This window comes from Rhodococcus sp. NPDC003318, from assembly GCF_042879035.1.
In the GTDB taxonomy this organism is placed as follows: Bacteria; Actinomycetota; Actinomycetes; order Mycobacteriales; family Mycobacteriaceae; genus Rhodococcus_G.
In genome coordinates, this window is the sequence record NZ_JBIAOU010000030.1 from 1 (window position 1) to 15453 (window position 15453).

At 66.6% G+C, this 15453-nt stretch carries 24 protein-coding genes and 1 pseudogene; 21 read left to right on the plus strand and 4 right to left on the minus strand.

Going from position 1 to position 15453, the window contains the following annotated elements; genetic code table 11:
* Positions 1-1382 (plus strand): thioesterase domain-containing protein (locus tag ACFYVR_RS25595; protein WP_387478740.1); only part of this gene is annotated, 1382 nt, incomplete at its 5' end.
* A 127-nt stretch (positions 1383-1509) separates the two neighbouring features.
* The gene (locus ACFYVR_RS25600; RefSeq protein ID WP_387478743.1) at positions 1510-2607 is read left to right on the plus strand and encodes a lipid II:glycine glycyltransferase FemX; all 1098 of its coding nucleotides are present in this window, start codon (positions 1510-1512) and stop codon (positions 2605-2607) included.
* Between the two features lie 53 nt (positions 2608-2660).
* On the opposite strand, the gene ACFYVR_RS25605 is transcribed toward ACFYVR_RS25600, so the two are convergent.
* From ACFYVR_RS25605 to ACFYVR_RS25620, 4 genes and pseudogenes are all read right to left on the minus strand, one after another.
* Positions 2661-3521 (minus strand): ABC transporter permease, encoded by an 861-nt coding sequence (locus tag ACFYVR_RS25605; protein WP_387478746.1) that lies wholly within the window; start codon positions 3519-3521, stop codon positions 2661-2663.
* Positions 3518-4369 carry an ABC transporter permease gene (locus ACFYVR_RS25610; protein WP_387478749.1) on the minus strand — a complete coding sequence of 284 codons (852 nt, stop codon included), beginning with the start codon at positions 4367-4369 and terminating at the stop codon, positions 3518-3520. Before ACFYVR_RS25610 ends, ACFYVR_RS25605 begins: the two co-directional genes overlap by 4 nt.
* Positions 4366-5334 carry an ATP-binding cassette domain-containing protein gene (locus tag ACFYVR_RS25615; RefSeq protein WP_387478752.1) on the minus strand — a complete coding sequence of 323 codons (969 nt, stop codon included), beginning with the start codon at positions 5332-5334 and terminating at the stop codon, positions 4366-4368. The genes ACFYVR_RS25610 and ACFYVR_RS25615 overlap by 4 nt, the downstream gene beginning before the upstream one ends.
* 174 nt (positions 5335-5508) lie before the next feature.
* Positions 5509-5619, minus strand: a pseudogene (locus ACFYVR_RS25620) (thioesterase); the annotation flags it as partial.
* Between the two features lie 560 nt (positions 5620-6179).
* Here ACFYVR_RS25620 and rpsJ point away from each other — a divergent pair.
* The 19 genes from rpsJ (at position 6180) to rpsE (ending at position 15453) form a co-directional block, all read left to right on the plus strand.
* Positions 6180-6485: a 30S ribosomal protein S10 gene (gene rpsJ / locus ACFYVR_RS25625; protein ID WP_003938093.1), complete on the plus strand. Its 306-nt coding sequence runs from the start codon at positions 6180-6182 to the stop codon at positions 6483-6485.
* A 20-nt stretch (positions 6486-6505) separates the two neighbouring features.
* Positions 6506-7162: a 50S ribosomal protein L3 gene (gene rplC, locus ACFYVR_RS25630; RefSeq protein ID WP_387478755.1), complete on the plus strand. Its 657-nt coding sequence runs from the start codon at positions 6506-6508 to the stop codon at positions 7160-7162.
* Positions 7159-7830 (plus strand): 50S ribosomal protein L4, encoded by a 672-nt coding sequence (gene rplD, locus ACFYVR_RS25635; RefSeq protein WP_387478757.1) that lies wholly within the window; start codon positions 7159-7161, stop codon positions 7828-7830. Before rplC ends, rplD begins: the two co-directional genes overlap by 4 nt.
* Positions 7827-8132 carry a 50S ribosomal protein L23 gene (rplW, locus tag ACFYVR_RS25640; RefSeq protein WP_387478759.1) on the plus strand — a complete coding sequence of 102 codons (306 nt, stop codon included), beginning with the start codon at positions 7827-7829 and terminating at the stop codon, positions 8130-8132. The genes rplD and rplW overlap by 4 nt, the downstream gene beginning before the upstream one ends.
* A 40-nt stretch (positions 8133-8172) precedes the next feature.
* Positions 8173-9009 (plus strand): 50S ribosomal protein L2, encoded by an 837-nt coding sequence (gene rplB / locus ACFYVR_RS25645; RefSeq protein ID WP_387478761.1) that lies wholly within the window; start codon positions 8173-8175, stop codon positions 9007-9009.
* Positions 9010-9022: 13 nt separating this feature from the next.
* Complete coding sequence (gene rpsS / locus ACFYVR_RS25650) at positions 9023-9304, plus strand: 30S ribosomal protein S19 (protein WP_005518370.1); 282 nt, start codon at positions 9023-9025, stop codon at positions 9302-9304.
* The gene (rplV, locus tag ACFYVR_RS25655; RefSeq protein ID WP_050063883.1) at positions 9301-9702 is read left to right on the plus strand and encodes a 50S ribosomal protein L22; all 402 of its coding nucleotides are present in this window, start codon (positions 9301-9303) and stop codon (positions 9700-9702) included. The genes rpsS and rplV overlap by 4 nt, the downstream gene beginning before the upstream one ends.
* On the plus strand, positions 9702-10496 hold the full coding sequence (rpsC, locus tag ACFYVR_RS25660; RefSeq protein WP_387478763.1) for a 30S ribosomal protein S3: 795 nt from the start codon (positions 9702-9704) through the stop codon (positions 10494-10496). The genes rplV and rpsC overlap by 1 nt, the downstream gene beginning before the upstream one ends.
* A 3-nt stretch (positions 10497-10499) precedes the next feature.
* Positions 10500-10916 carry a 50S ribosomal protein L16 gene (rplP, locus tag ACFYVR_RS25665; RefSeq protein ID WP_072813736.1) on the plus strand — a complete coding sequence of 139 codons (417 nt, stop codon included), beginning with the start codon at positions 10500-10502 and terminating at the stop codon, positions 10914-10916.
* Entirely contained in the window at positions 10916-11152 is a 237-nt protein-coding gene (rpmC, locus tag ACFYVR_RS25670) for a 50S ribosomal protein L29 (RefSeq protein ID WP_387478766.1), read from the plus strand. The genes rplP and rpmC overlap by 1 nt, the downstream gene beginning before the upstream one ends.
* A complete protein-coding gene (rpsQ, locus tag ACFYVR_RS25675) occupies positions 11149-11436 on the plus strand; it encodes a 30S ribosomal protein S17 (RefSeq protein ID WP_387478768.1) in 288 nt (95 codons plus the stop codon). The genes rpmC and rpsQ overlap by 4 nt, the downstream gene beginning before the upstream one ends.
* Before the next feature lie 251 nt (positions 11437-11687).
* Positions 11688-12056, plus strand: a complete 369-nt coding sequence (rplN, locus tag ACFYVR_RS25680) for a 50S ribosomal protein L14 (protein WP_387478771.1) — start codon at positions 11688-11690, stop codon at positions 12054-12056.
* A complete protein-coding gene (gene rplX / locus ACFYVR_RS25685; protein WP_345341319.1) occupies positions 12056-12370 on the plus strand; it encodes a 50S ribosomal protein L24 in 315 nt (104 codons plus the stop codon). Before rplN ends, rplX begins: the two co-directional genes overlap by 1 nt.
* A 1-nt stretch (position 12371) precedes the next feature.
* Positions 12372-12938 (plus strand): 50S ribosomal protein L5, encoded by a 567-nt coding sequence (rplE, locus tag ACFYVR_RS25690; RefSeq protein ID WP_387478775.1) that lies wholly within the window; start codon positions 12372-12374, stop codon positions 12936-12938.
* A 2-nt stretch (positions 12939-12940) separates the two neighbouring features.
* The gene (locus ACFYVR_RS25695) at positions 12941-13126 is read left to right on the plus strand and encodes a type Z 30S ribosomal protein S14 (protein ID WP_007531929.1); all 186 of its coding nucleotides are present in this window, start codon (positions 12941-12943) and stop codon (positions 13124-13126) included.
* Between the two features lie 302 nt (positions 13127-13428).
* Positions 13429-13827: a 30S ribosomal protein S8 gene (gene rpsH / locus ACFYVR_RS25700; RefSeq protein WP_007531931.1), complete on the plus strand. Its 399-nt coding sequence runs from the start codon at positions 13429-13431 to the stop codon at positions 13825-13827.
* Between the two features lie 13 nt (positions 13828-13840).
* Positions 13841-14380 carry a 50S ribosomal protein L6 gene (gene rplF, locus ACFYVR_RS25705; protein WP_387478779.1) on the plus strand — a complete coding sequence of 180 codons (540 nt, stop codon included), beginning with the start codon at positions 13841-13843 and terminating at the stop codon, positions 14378-14380.
* A gap of 1 nt (position 14381) precedes the next feature.
* Positions 14382-14789, plus strand: a complete 408-nt coding sequence (gene rplR, locus ACFYVR_RS25710; RefSeq protein WP_387478782.1) for a 50S ribosomal protein L18 — start codon at positions 14382-14384, stop codon at positions 14787-14789.
* A gap of 31 nt (positions 14790-14820) precedes the next feature.
* Complete coding sequence (rpsE, locus tag ACFYVR_RS25715) at positions 14821-15453, plus strand: 30S ribosomal protein S5 (RefSeq protein ID WP_387478785.1); 633 nt, start codon at positions 14821-14823, stop codon at positions 15451-15453.

Sequence of the window (15453 nt, forward strand, 5' to 3'; positions counted from 1 at the left end):
GTGTTCTGGAGTACATCGGGCGTACCGATTTCCAGGTGAAGTTGCGTGGTCAGCGGATCGAGCTCGAGGAGATCGAGTCGGTGGTCCTCGCGCATCCGGCGGTGCGGCAGGTCGCGGTGTTGGTGGTGCAGGATGGCCGGACCGGCGATCAGCTGGTGGCCTACGTGGTCACCGAGGACGGTGCCGTTGTCGATTCGGACGAACTCCGCGGATTCGTGGGCGAGAGCCTGCCGGGGTACATGGTGCCGAATGCGGTGGTGGTGTTGGACGAGTTCCCGTTGAACGCGTCGGGCAAGCTCGATCGCAAGGCGTTGCCGGTGCCGGTGTTCGCGGGGGCGGGGGAGTACCGGGCTCCGTCGACGGCGACGGAGGCTGTGGTGGCGGGTGTGCTGGCGGAGGTGTTGGGGCTCGGGCGGGTGTCGGTGGATGCGTCGTTCTTCGATCTGGGTGGCAATTCGTTGACGGCGACGCGGGTGATGGCGCGGCTGTCGGAGGAGTTGGGGGTGCGGGTGCCGTTGCGGGCGGTGTTCCTGGATCCGACGCCGGCGGGTATCGCCGCCGCCGTCGACGCGGGAACCGAGGCCGACGAGGCGGACATGTTCGGTGTCCTGCTGCCGATCCGGCCCACCGGGACGGGGACACCGCTCTTCGCGGTCCACCCCGTGATCGGACTGTCGTGGGCGTACACCGCACTGACCGGTGTCGTCGACGCACCGATCTACGGGCTGCAGTCCCCGGCCGCGTCCGGGGAGGCACTGCCCGGCTCGATCGACGCGCTCGCGGCCCGGTACGTGGCGGAGATCCGGACAGTGCAGCCGCACGGGCCGTACCGGCTCGTCGGCTGGTCGCTCGGCGGCGTGATCGCTCATGCGATGGCCGTGCAGCTGCAGGCGGCGGGGGAGCAGGTCGAGCAGCTGGTGATGCTCGACAGCGTCGCCGGCGACGCCGCCGACGCCCTCGACGACGGTGGCGGCGTGACCGTCGGCGAGATCCTCGGCGGGTTCGGCATCGACCAGGCACTGGACCTGGACCCGGCCGAGGCCGGGGTCGAGGATCTGCTGGAGCTGGTACGCGCATCGACCGGTGGACTGCTGTCGACGGTGAACGAGGACTGGCTGCGAACGATGGTCGTCGCCGCGACGGACTCGGCGCAGCTGATGCGCCGCCACGTCCCGGGCACCTTCGACGGCGACCTGACCTTGTTCACGGCCACGGCCGGGCGCGCAGACGACACGATCGCACCCCGGTCGTGGCGGGCGGCGGCGACCGGACGCGTCGAGCACGTTCGGGTGCCGGTCACCCACTGGTCGATGCTGACGCCCGAGGCGCTCGCGGTGATCGGCCCGGATCTGACCGCAAGGATGCGCGGTTTGCGCGACTGACCAGGGATTCACCGGGAAACGCTTCGCGTTCGATCATTTTCGGCTCGCGGTAGCTGAATGGTGGCTACACTGCTGCGGTGCCGATGAATCCACCACCTCTGCGCCGTTGGGCGGACAGGGTCGCCCGGTGACCGCCAGGCCGCTCCGGTCGCAGACTCGTACCACCGAAAGCCCCGTACGAGAGGCGACGGCCGACGAGGTCGAGGGGTGGAACGCACTCGTCGCGGCCGGCGGCGGGTCGGTGTGGCAGGCGCACGAGTACGCCGAGGTGAAGCGGCAGACCCGGTACCGGCCGGTGTACCTGATGGTCGGCGATCGGCCGGTCTCGGTCCTCGAACGACGGGTACCCGTTCTCGGGCGCCTCTGGTACGTCCCGGGAGGCCCGGCAACCGAAGGACTCGACGACCTCACCGATCTGATCGACGGACTCGTCGCCTTCGCACGCACGCGCGGAGTCTTCGTCGTCAAGATCGAACCTCGCCTGAGGCGGACCCAGCAGGTCGTGGACGCCCTCACCGCCCGCGGATACCACGTCGCGAACCCGATTGTTCCGAACTCGACGGCCGTCGTCGTCGACCTGACCGGAACCGCCGACGAGGTCATGGCCCGCTTCAGCACGCGCGCCCGGCGGTGGATCAGGCGCGCCGAACGCGACGGCGTGATCGTCGAGCGCGTCCCGGCGACTGACGAGAACTGCCGCATCATGTACGACCTGCTGGCCCAGACCGCGGACGCGAGGTTCGGCATCCGCAGCGCGGAATACTGCCGCACCTACTGGCAGGACTACGAGAAGTCCGGGAACGGACAACTGTTCCTCGCGCGCTTCCAGGGCGAGGTCGTGGCCGGTGTGTTCGCGAAGAAGCTCGGCACGGCCGCGTTCTACAAGGACGGCGGTTCGGTCCGTAAACGAGAGGGCTCGACGGAGAACGGCCTCGGCGCCCACGGCGTCGGACACGCAGTCCAGTGGGCCGTCATGGAATGGGCACGCGAGGTCGGGTGCGACCGATACGACCTCGGAGACGTTCCGCCGGCGGCGCAGATCGACGATCCGACACACCACTACCACGGGCTCGGCAAGTTCAAGCTCAGCTTCGACAAGGAGATCGTCGAGTACGTCGGTGCTCTCGACGTGCCCGTCGGGTGGGGCTACCGGGTGTGGCAGGCCGGACTCGAGCGGGAGATGCGTCGCTTCTCCCTGCTCGTGCGCCGCGACGCCTACTACTGACCGGGTGTATCTGACGGGGTGGATCCGTCTCGGCGACGGCTCCACCCGGTCCGTCAGATCGGGGTACCGGCCGCCTTGCGGTAGCCGCGGACTGCGGGCAAGGCGAACACCGCGATCGCGCCGATCGACCACAGTGCGGTCTTGATCAGCGGCTCGGCCACCGGACCGCCCAGGGTCAGTCCCTTCATCGCGTCGATCGCCGTGGACATCGGCTGGTTCTCGACGAAGCCCTGCAACCACGTCGGGTAGGCCGCGGTGGGGACGAAACCGGAATTGAAGAACATCAGCAGTGTGCACACCAGGGACAGCAGCTCCACGAGCGGAATCTTCGCCGAGGTGACGGCGAGCGCGGTCACCATCGTCGCGAAACCGACGCCCAACAGCAGCGGCACGAACAGCATCCCGATGCCCGCGAGCACGCCCTGGTTGAACCGGAATCCGAGCGCGACGCCCACCAGGAGAATCAGCACGGACGTCAGCATGATCCGCACCGATTCCGCCATCAGTCGGCTCACCAGGCCCGACGCGCGATGCACCGGCAGGATCCAGAAGCGACTCAGCAGGCCCTCCCGCCACTCGGTCTTGAGGCCGATACCACTGGCGATCGAACCGAACATCGCGCCGACGAGCATGATCATCGGCGCGTATCCGTAGACGCTGTTGACGCCCGTCGCCCTGGTCACCGAGATGCCGAGGACGGCGTTGAACATGATCAGCATGATCGCCGGGTACACGATCGCCTGGAGCATGGTGAACGGGTCCCGGGTCCACCTCCGCAGCAGCCGTTGCGTCTGTAGCAGACTGTGGCCGGCGAGCGCGGCCCGCGAATTCTCGGGGTAGACCTCGGTGGTCTCGTGGAACGTGATCTCGGTGATGACGTTCGACTCGCGCCGTTCCTGCGCGGGGGCGCTCATCCTCGCCTCACGTTCGCCCAGACGGTGAGCGGCGTGAACACCGCGAACAGTCCGACGCACCAGAGGATCGACGGCGTCATCAGGTGCAGGGTCACGGTGCCGTCCGCGATCGCGCGCATCGAGATGGAGAACTGGGAGATCGGTTGGTTCCGGACGAACCACTGCGACCATTCCGGGAACTGCGAGACCGGAACGAATCCGGCCGAGAACATGCCGAGGATCAGCTGCGGCAGCGTCAGCGCCTGGCTGGTCACCTCGGGGCTCTTGCTCAGCGTGCCGATCAGATCACCCATCAGCGACAGCGTCATCGCGATGGCCAGCGACATACCGATGAACAGGGCGGTGTTCGCGGCGGTGCCGGTGAAGCGGAACCCGATGATGTGGCCGTACGCCAGGGCGGCGGCGAGCGAGATAGTGCAGTGCACGAACGACGCACTCATCCGGGACGCCAGCGGAACACCCGCGAAGACCGGCATCGTCTGGAACCGTGAGTTCATGCCGTTGGATGCCTCGAGGGCAGCCTTCCCCGCGGCGGAGATCGCAGTGAACGCCATCGCCTGCAACACGATGATCGGCATCACGAACTGCGCGTAGTCGATGCCCTGGAACTTCATCACGAAGCGCAGCGGCAGATAGAAGCCGATGGTGAAGATCGCGGGCGCGAGCACCGCGATGAACAGTTGCCCGGTGGTCCACATCCGGCGGACGTTGCGCCCCGTCAGTGCCAGCCACTGGCCCGTGATCGACAGCTCCGGACGCCGGTGCCGGCCCACCCCAGCCGCAGCCTTCGACTGCGGCTCGGGTGGCGGATCGTCGGATTGTGCTGCGCGCGCAGCGATGGCGGTCATGATGCTTCGCTCTCTTCGCCGGCGGGCTGACCGGTCAGTGCGAGGAACACGTCGTCGAGCGACGGCCGCCGCAATGCGATGTCCGCGAGCGGGATGCGTGAGATGTCGAGGCGCCGCAACACCTCCGCGAGGGTCTGCGCACCGTACTGCGCCGGAATCGACAACCGGTCGTGCCCGGTCTCGGTGACGTACTCCGGCGGCACCAGGCTCGTGAGCACCGCGTGTACCCGAGGGAGGTCGGTCAGCCGCAGGGGCACCACCTCACAGTAACTGCCGCCGGTGCGTTCCTTCAGCTGGTCCGCGGTGCCCTCCGCGATGACGGTGCCCTTGTCGATCACCACGATGTTGTCGCTGAGCACGTCCGCTTCCTCGAGGTACTGCGTGGTCAGCAGGATCGTGATGCCCTGGTCCTTGAGGGTGGACACCAGCGACCAGAGGCTCTGCCTGCTGCGCGGGTCGAGACCGGTCGTCGGCTCGTCCAGGAACACGACCTCGGGGCGGGTGACGAGTCCGCACGCGATGTCGACCCGGCGACGCATGCCGCCGGAGTATCCGGACACCTTCCGGTCGGCGGCGTACTCGAGGTCGAACTGGCGGAGCAGCTCGTCGGCGCGGGCCTTCGCGGACGGCCGGTTGAGCCCCATCAGCCGCCCGAACAGGACGAGGTTCTCGCGTGCGGTCAGCTGCTCGTCCAGAGCCGCGTACTGCCCGGTCATCATGATCGAGCGACGCACTGCAGGCGCCTGCGTCACCACGTCGTGTCCGGCGACCAGCGCGCGGCCCGAGTCGGGGCGCAACAGGGTCGACAGCACGTTGACCGTCGTCGTCTTGCCGGCGCCGTTGGGTCCGAGGATTCCGAGCACGGTTCCTCGCGGTACCTCGAAGCTGACCCCCCTGAGCGCCTGCACATCACCGAAGGACTTGCGGATTCCCTCGACCAGGACGGCAGAGTGGGGTGTAGGCATGCAAGCGAGTATGTCATGCATCGCGGTCCGCGGAGGTCGACCCGGTGAGCACGGTCGACGGGCTGTCGGCGCTGGTCCGCCGCTCGGTAACGCTCGGTCGTGAGCGTCCGATATGGCAGTTCCCGCCCTTCGCCGGGCCCCGGTACTTGCGTCCTTTCGCACGCGTGAAACCCGTCACGCCGGCTCGACGCGACTGACCCGGATGGTGATGTCGGCATGCACCACCTCGGTTCCGCTGCGGTCGTGGACGGACACCGGCACCACCACTTCGGTCCCTTCGGTCAGGTCGGTATTACCACCACCTTACTGAGAAGTAAGTTATCGGCACGGGTGGTTCCGCTGTCGATTTGAAGTCCGCGCAGCTCTACGGCATACTGTTCAGGTTGCCTTGACCGGGGACGTGCACCTGCGCGGCCGCCGTCGGGCGAGAATGAGGGTCGAGGATCGGGCGCCCGGGTGGAGTGATTCACGCGGGAAGTCGGGTCGGGCCGAAGAAGGACAAACGTCGACAAGACGGAAGCAGTGACCATCCGCACTCCGATGGAGTGCGGCCGGAACACATTCCGCTGGCCGATCCGTGTGCAAACACGGATCGGGGGATGAGCGGGAGGGCGACACGCCCGACCGCGTGGACCGGAACAGTTCCATGACAGATGAACAGCGGCAGCGGATCGGGTCTCCCCGGTCGGCATCGGGCAGGTCCCGATCGCCAACGTTCTTTTCCGTCCGGAACCGGATGGGATCTGTGCAGACGAGGTAGCCCCTGACGGGTCTACGTGCAAACGAGCGACCCCCTCGGGGGTCGCGAGGGCCTAATCACATCGGGCAAGGAAGAGGACACAAGCGTGGCGGGACAGAAGATCCGCATCAGGCTCAAGGCCTACGACCATGAGGCGATCGACGCGTCGGCGCGGAAGATCGTCGAGACGGTGACCCGTACCGGGGCCCGTGTCGTGGGACCGGTGCCGTTGCCGACCGAAAAGAACGTGTACTGCGTCATCCGCTCGCCGCACAAGTACAAGGACTCGCGCGAGCACTTCGAGATGCGTACCCACAAGCGGCTCATTGACATCCTCGACCCGACGCCCAAGACGGTTGACGCGCTCATGCGCATCGACCTGCCGGCGAGCGTCGATGTCAACATCCAGTGAGCGCGGCGGAGACAACAACAATGACTGAGAACAAGATCAAGGGCATCCTGGGCACCAAGCTCGGCATGACCCAGGTCTTCGACGAGAACAACCGGGTCGTGCCGGTCACCGTCGTCAAGGCCGGACCGAACGTCGTCACCCAGATCCGCACCGAGGAGCGCGACGGCTACAGCGCCGTGCAGCTCGCCTACGGCGCGATCGACCCCCGCAAGGTGAACAAGCCGGTTTCCGGCCAGTTCGCCAAGGCCGGTGTCACCCCCCGCCGCCACATCGTCGAGCTCCGTGTTGCGGACGCCGCCGAGTACGAGGTCGGCCAGGAGCTCACCGCCGAGGTCTTCGAGGACGGCGCCTATGTCGACGTCACCGGCACCTCCAAGGGCAAGGGCTTCGCCGGCACCATGAAGCGTCACGGCTTCGCCGGTCAGGGTGCCTCCCACGGTGCGCAGGCCGTGCACCGTCGCCCGGGTTCCATCGGTGGCTGCGCCACCCCCGGCCGCGTCTTCAAGGGCATGCGCATGTCGGGTCGCATGGGTAGCGACCGCGTCACCACGCAGAACCTCACCGTCCACAAGGTGGACGCCGAGGCCGGCCTGCTTCTGATCAAGGGTGCGATCCCCGGCCGCAAGGGTGGCCTCGTGATCGTCAAGACCGCAGTGAAGGGTGGTGCGTCCGCATGACCGAGACCGCAACCAAGCTCACCCTCGACGTCCGCAACGCCGACGGCGGCACCAACGGCACCGTCGACCTTCCCGCCGAGATCTTCGACGTGACGGCCAACATCGCGCTGATGCACCAGGTCGTCGTCGCTCAGCTGGCCGCGGCACGTCAGGGCACGCACTCCACCAAGACCCGCGGCGAGGTCCGCGGCGGTGGCAAGAAGCCGTACCGGCAGAAGGGCACCGGCCGCGCCCGTCAGGGTTCGACCCGCGCGCCGCAGTTCGCCGGTGGTGGCATCGTCCACGGCCCGAAGCCGCGTGACTACAGCCAGCGCACCCCGAAGAAGATGAAGGCTGCCGCCCTCCGCGGTGCCCTCTCCGACCGGGCGCGCAACGAGCGCATCCACGTGATCACCGAACTGGTTGCCGGGCAGACCCCGTCCACCAAGTCCGCCAAGAAGTTCCTCGGCGAGATCTCGGACCGCAAGAAGCTTCTGCTCGTCGTCGGCCGCGAGGACATCGCGGCGTGGAAGAGCGTGCAGAACCTGGAAGGCGTGCACCCCATCGCACCCGACCAGCTGAACACCTACGACGTGCTCAACAGCGACGATGTCGTGTTCAGCGTCGAGGCGCTCAACGCGTTCATCCACGGCCCGGCCGAGGCTGCGCAGAAGGAGGAGAGCAAGTGAGCACCATCGCCGATCCCCGCGACATCCTGCTCGCCCCGGTCATCTCCGAGAAGTCCTACGGACTGATCGAGGAAGGCACCTACACCTTCCTGGTGCACCCGGACTCGAACAAGACGCAGATCAAGATTGCCGTGGAGAAGATCTTCGGCGTGACCGTGACCAGCGTCAACACCGCCAACCGTCAGGGCAAGCGCAAGCGGACCCGGTTCGGCTACGGCAAGCGCAAGGACACCAAGCGCGCGCTCGTGACCATCTCGGCCGACAGCAAGCCCATCGAGATCTTCGGAGGCCCGGTCGCGTAAGCGGGCGGGACTTGACGAGACACAGAGGACGAGAAGACTCATGGCAATCCGCAAGTACAAGCCGACTACCCCGGGCCGTCGCGGCTCGAGCGTCTCGGACTTCGCCGAGATCACTCGGTCGACGCCCGAGAAGTCGCTCATCCGCCCGCTGCACGGACGCGGTGGTCGTAACGCACACGGTCGCATCACCACCCGGCACAAGGGTGGCGGACACAAGCGCGCCTACCGACTGATCGATTTCCGTCGCAACGACAAGGACGGCGTGCCGGCCAAGGTCGCGCACATCGAGTACGACCCCAACCGCACCGCGAACATCGCGCTGCTGCACTACGCCGACGGTGAGAAGCGCTACATCATCGCGCCGAAGGACCTCAAGCAGGGTGCTCGGATCGAGTCCGGTGCAGGCGCCGACATCAAGCCCGGCAACAACCTGCCGCTGCGCAACATCCCGACCGGTACCACCATCCACGCGGTCGAGCTGCGTCCGGGTGGCGGCGCCAAGATGGCCCGCTCCGCCGGCGCCAGCATCCAGCTCCTCGGCAAGGAGGGTCCGTACGCGACCCTGCGTATGCCGTCGGGTGAGATCCGTCGCGTCGACGTGCGCTGCCGCGCCAGCATCGGCGAGGTCGGCAACGCCGAGCAGTCGAACATCAACTGGGGCAAGGCCGGCCGTATGCGCTGGAAGGGCAAGCGCCCCACGGTTCGTGGTGTCGTGATGAACCCGGTCGACCACCCGCACGGTGGTGGTGAGGGCAAGACCTCCGGTGGTCGCCACCCGGTCAGCCCGTGGGGTAAGCCGGAAGGCCGTACCCGCAAGCCCAACAAGCCGAGCGACAAGCTCATCGTCCGCCGCCGTCGTACCGGCAAGAAGCGCTAGGAGGGAGTGAAGAATGCCCCGCAGTCTTAAGAAGGGTCCGTTCGTCGACGACCACCTCCTCGCGAAGGTGGACGTGCAGAACGAGAAGGGCACCAAGCAGGTCATCAAGACCTGGTCCCGTCGTTCGACGATCATTCCGGACTTCATCGGTCACACGTTCGCCGTCCACGACGGTCGCAAGCACGTGCCGGTGTTCGTCTCCGATTCGATGGTCGGACACAAGCTCGGCGAGTTCGCACCGACCCGCACGTTCAAGGGTCACATCAAGGACGACCGGAAGAGCAAGCGTCGATGAGCACTGAAACTCAGAACCCCACCGCCAAGGCGGTCGCGCGCCACGTGCGCGTGACGCCGATGAAGGCCCGTCGTGTCGTGGACCTCGTTCGTGGTCGTTCCGTCGAGGACGCCCTGAACATCCTGAAGTTCGCGCCGCAGGCCGCCAGCGAGCCGGTCGCGAAGGTGGTTGCCAGCGCAGCCGCCAACGCCGAGAACAACCTCGGCCTCGACCCCAGCACGCTGGTCGTCGCCACCGCGTACGTGGACGAGGGTGCCACCCTCAAGCGTTTCCAGCCGCGTGCCCAGGGCCGTGCGTTCCGCATCCGCAAGCGCACCAGCCACATCACGGTCATCGTGGAGAGCCTGCCCAAGGCCGGCACCTCGAACCGCAATCGCCGGAAGGGAAGTGCTCAGTAGTGGGCCAGAAGATCAACCCGCACGGCTTCCGCCTGGGTATCACCACCGACTGGAAGTCCCGCTGGTACGCCGACAAGCAGTACGCGGAGTACGTCAAGGAAGACGTCGCGATCCGCAAGCTCCTCGCCACGGGCATGGAGCGGGCCGGCATTGCGAAGGTCGAGATCGAGCGCACCCGTGACCGGGTTCGCGTCGACATCCACACCGCGCGTCCGGGCATCGTCATCGGCCGCCGCGGCGCCGAGGCCGACCGCATCCGCGCCGAGCTCGAGAAGCTGACCGGCAAGCAGGTCCAGCTCAACATCCTCGAGGTCAAGAACGCCGAGGCCGAGGCCCAGCTGGTGGCGCAGGGCGTCGCCGAGCAGCTCTCGAACCGTGTCGCGTTCCGTCGCGCCATGCGCAAGGCCATCCAGTCGGCCATGCGTCAGCCGAACGTCAAGGGCATCCGGGTGCAGTGCTCCGGTCGCCTCGGCGGTGCGGAGATGTCGCGTTCGGAGTTCTACCGCGAGGGCCGCGTCCCGCTGCACACGCTGCGCGCGGACATCGACTACGGCCTCTACGAGGCCAAGACCACCTTCGGCCGCATCGGCGTGAAGGTCTGGATCTACAAGGGCGACATCGTCGGTGGCAAGCGTGAGCTGTCCGCCGCCGCTCCGGCCGAGCGTCCGCGCCGCGAGCGTCCGAGCCGCCCGCGTCGTTCCGGTGCCTCGGGCACCACCGCGACCAGCACCGAGGCTGGTCGCGCCGCCACCGCCGAGGCTCCGGCCTCGACCGAATCGAATCAGGAGGGCTGACGCATGTTGATCCCACGTCGGGTGAAGCACCGCAAGCAGCACCACCCGAGCCGTTCGGGTGCAGCCAAGGGTGGCACCCAGGTCACCTTCGGTGAGTACGGCATCCAGGCTCTCGAGCCGGCGTACATCACCAACCGGCAGATCGAGTCCGCTCGTATCGCCATGACGCGCCACATCAAGCGTGGCGGCAAGATCTGGATCAACATCTTCCCGGATCGCCCGCTGACCAAGAAGCCCGCCGAGACCCGCATGGGTTCCGGTAAGGGTTCGCCGGAGTGGTGGGTCGCGAACGTCAAGCCCGGTCGGGTTCTGTTCGAGATGAGCTACCCGAACGAGGAGATCGCTCGCGAGGCCCTGCGTCGCGCGATGCACAAGCTCCCGTGCAAGTGCCGGATCGTCACCAGGGAGGAGCAGTTCTGATGGCTACTGGAACCCCCGCCGCTGAGCTCCGCGAGCTCACCGAGGAGGAGCTGGTCACCAAGCTCCGTGAGTCGAAGGAAGAGCTGTTCAACCTTCGCTTCCAGATGGCGACCGGTCAGCTGGACAACAACCGTCGTCTGCGCACCGTTCGTCACGAGATCGCGCGCATCTACACCGTCATGCGCGAGCGTGAGCTCGGCCTCGCCGCCGGCCCGGATGCGGGTGACGCGGCATGAGTGAGAACGAGAAGGACACCGCAGTGACTGAAGAGCGTGGGACCCGGAAGGTCCGCATCGGCTACGTCGTCTCCGACAAGATGGAGAAGACGATCGTCGTCGAGCTCGAGGATCGTGTGAAGCACCCGCTGTACGGCAAGATCATCCGCCGCACCAGCAAGGTCAAGGCGCACGACGAGAACGGTCTCGCCGGCATCGGCGACCGCGTCCAGCTGATGGAGACCCGACCGCTGTCGGCGACCAAGCGCTGGCGTCTCGTCGAGGTGCTCGAGAAGGCCAAGTAGGCCGTCGCCTCGAGCGCATCGAACGTCGAATGTCGAACGGCCCGTCCCGGTTTCGGGGCGGGCCGTTCGGCTGCGACGGGTGTCCACCCGGGTGATCGGTCACCACGATTTTGCTTCCCCGGGTCGATTCCCTACACTAGAGCGGTTGCCTGTGCCCTTTCATGCCCGCATGTTCGGTTGCCGCGGCAGCAGACCGCGCGTATCGGGTCGGTAATCCGCTACGTACGAAAATCCAGGTCTAGGAGAGATCAGTGATTCAGCAGGAGTCGCGACTGCGTGTCGCCGACAACACGGGTGCCAAGGAGATTCTCTGCATCCGCGTTCTCGGCGGTTCGTCTCGTCGCTACGCCGGGATCGGTGACATCATCGTCGCCACCGTCAAGGACGCCATCCCGGGTGGAAACATCAAGAAGGGCGAGGTCGTCAAGGCCGTCATCGTCCGCACCACCAAGGAGCGCCGCCGTCCGGACGGCTCGTACATCAAGTTCGACGAGAACGCCGCCGTGCTCATCAAGGCGGACCACGATCCCCGTGGCACCCGCATCTTCGGCCCCGTCGGCCGCGAGCTGCGCGACAAGAAGTTCATGAAGATCGTTTCGCTCGCCCCGGAGGTGCTGTGATGAAGGTGCACAAGGGCGACACCGTTCTGGTCATCTCGGGCAAGGACAAGGGCGCCAAGGGCAAGGTCATCCAGGCCTACCCGGCGACCAACAAGGTCCTCGTCGAGGGTGTGAACCGGATCAAGAAGCACACCGCGGTCTCCGCGAACCAGCGTGGCGCCTCCTCGGGCGGCATCGTGACGCAGGAAGCCCCGATCCACGTGTCGAACGTCGCGGTCATCGACTCGGACGGCAACCCCACCCGCGTGGGCTACCGCACCGACGAGAACGGCAAGCGGGTTCGGATCTCCCGTAAGAACGGGAAGGACATCTGAGATGACGACCACTGAGAACAAGATCCAGCCGCGCCTGAAGCTGCGCTACCGCGCCGAGATCAAGGACGCGCTGAACGCGGAGTTCAAGTACGACAACGTCATGCAGATCCCCGGCGTGGTCAAGGTCGTCGTCAACATGGGTGTCGGCGACGCTGCCCGTGACGCGAAGCTGATCAACGGTGCGGTCGCCGACCTCGCCCTGATCACCGGCCAGAAGCCCGAGATCCGCAAGGCTCGCAAGTCGATCGCGCAGTTCAAGCTCCGTGAGGGCATGCCGATCGGCGCCCGCGTCACCCTGCGTGGCGACCGCATGTGGGAGTTCCTCGACCGTCTCGTGTCGATCGCCCTTCCGCGAATCAGGGACTTCCGTGGCCTGTCCGGCAAGCAGTTCGACGGCAACGGCAACTACACCTTCGGTCTCAACGAGCAGTCGATGTTCCACGAGATCGACGTCGACAAGATCGATCGCCCGCGCGGTATGGACATCACCGTCGTGACGACCGCCACCAACAACGAAGAAGGCCGTGCCCTGCTCAAGCACCTCGGCTTCCCGTTCAAGGAGAACTGAGCATGGCGAAGAAGGCACTGGTCAACAAGGCCAACAAGAAGCCCAAGTTCGCGGTTCGCGCGTACACCCGCTGCCAGAAGTGCGGCCGGCCGCACGCGGTCTACCGCAAGTTCGGTCTGTGCCGCGTCTGCCTGCGCGACATGGCGCACGCCGGCGAGCTGCCGGGTGTTCACAAGAGCTCTTGGTGACACACCGTTCCTGACCGAAGGGCGCGGACTCCTACAGGGTCCGCGCCCTTCGGCGTCACACGGGCATCCGTGGTTTCGGGGGATGCAGCGAGCACGACCGATTTGGACTGTGCTGCGGTTTTGCCTACACTAGAGCGGTTGCCTGTGCAACGTCGGCTCGTGCTGTGCCGCCGACGCCCGGGTGACACGAACTCATTCCGGTCGACGACTGTCGGTCGGACCAGCCGAATTGTTGTAGGCCCACGACCGGTTCGTCCGGTGCTGCATGGGAACCGCAGCGAGAAAGGTGTCGAGGTCGAACCATGACCATGACAGATCCCATCGCAGACTTCTTGACGCGTCTGCGCAACGCCAACTCGGCGTACCACGATGAGGTGAAGCTGCCGCACTCGAAGATCAAGGCGAACATCGCCGAGATCCTCAAGCGTGAGGGCTACATCTCCGATTTCCGCACCGAGGACGCCGAGGTCGGCAAGACCCTCGTCGTCGACCTCAAGTACGGCCCGAGCCGTGAGCGCAGCCTCGCCGGCGTGCGCCGCGTCTCCAAGCCCGGTCTTCGGGTGTACGCGAAGTCCACCAACCTGCCCAAGGTTCTCGGCGGCCTCGGCGTGGCGATCATCTCCACGTCCTCCGGTCTGCTCACGGATCGTCAGGCGGCCAAGCAGGGCGTGGGCGGCGAAGTCCTCGCCTACGTCTGGTAGGGGAGGAGCCACCATGTCGCGTATTGGAAAGATTCCGGTCGCCGTCCCCGCGGGCGTCGACGTCACCATCGACGGCCAGGACGTCGCGGTCAAGGGGCCGAAGGGCCAGCTGTCGCTGACGATCGCCGAGCCGATCGCCATCTCCAAGGGCGAGGACGGTGCCCTCCTGGTCACCCGTCCCGACGACGAGCGTCGCAGCCGCGCGCTGCACGGTCTGTCGCGCACCCTCGTCGCGAACCTCATCACCGGTGTCACCGAGGGTTACACCACCAAGATGGAGATCCACGGCGTCGGTTACCGCGTCGCGCTCAAGGGGCAGGACCTCGAGTTCGCGCTCGGCTACAGCCACCCGGTTCCGATCGAGGCGCCCGAGGGCATCTCGTTCGCAGTCGAGACGCCCACCAAGTTCTCGATCTCTGGCATCGACAAGCAGAAGGTCGGCCAGGTCGCGGCCAACATCCGTCGTCTGCGGAAGTCCGACCCGTACAAGGGCAAGGGCATCCGTTACGAGGGTGAGCAGGTCCGCCGCAAGGTCGGAAAGACGGGTAAGTGATATGAGCCAGACTGCAAACCAGAAGGCCAAGCGGATTCCGCTGGGCAAGGACGTGTCCACCACGCGTCGTCTGTCGAAGACGCGTCGTCACTTCCGTCTGCGCAAGAAGGTCTCCGGCACGCCCGAGCGTCCCCGTCTCGTCGTGAACCGGTCCTCCCGGCACATCCACGTCCAGCTCGTGGACGACCTCGCCGGCCACACCCTGGCCGCGGCGTCGACCACCGAGGCGGACCTGCGTGCTGCCGAGGGCGACAAGAAGGCGCTGAGCGCGAAGGTCGGTCAGCTGATCGCCGAGCGCGCGAAGGCAGCCGGCGTCGAGACCGTCGTGTTCGACCACGGTGGCCACGGCTACCACGGCCGTATCGCGGCCCTCGCGGACGCCGCTCGCGAAGGCGGGTTGAAGTTCTGATGACCAAGATTTCGAACGGAAGGACAGTCTGATGCCGGGACGTCAGAGGCGTGACGGCGGCAGCGGACCCGCCGGACAGAACGGACCTGCCAACGAGGGTCGGGGCGGTCGCGACCGTCGCGACAACCGTCGGGACAACGCCGCGGAGAAGTCGAACCACATCGAGCGTGTGGTCGCGATCAACCGTGTGTCGAAGGTCGTCAAGGGTGGTCGGCGCTTCAGCTTCACCGCCCTCGTGATCGTGGGCGACGGCAACGGACTCGTTGGCGTCGGCTACGGCAAGGCCAAGGAAGTTCCCGCGGCCATCCAGAAGGGTGTCGAGGAGGCTCGCAAGGGCTTCTTCCGCGTTCCGCTGATCGGTAGCACCATCACTCACCCGGTTCAGGGTGAGGCGGCGGCCGGCGTCGTCATGCTGCGTCCGGCCAGCCCCGGTACCGGTGTCATCGCCGGTGGCGCGGTGCGTGCCGTGCTCGAGTGCGCCGGTGTTCACGACATCCTTGCCAAGTCGCTCGGTAGCGACAACGCGATCAACGTCGTCCACGCGACGGTTGCCGCCCTCAAGGGCCTCCAGCGTCCCGAGGAGGTGGCCGCTCGCCGCGGTCTGCCGCTCGAGGACGTGGCCCCGGCCGGCATGCTGCGTGCACGTGCGGGACAGGGAGTCTGA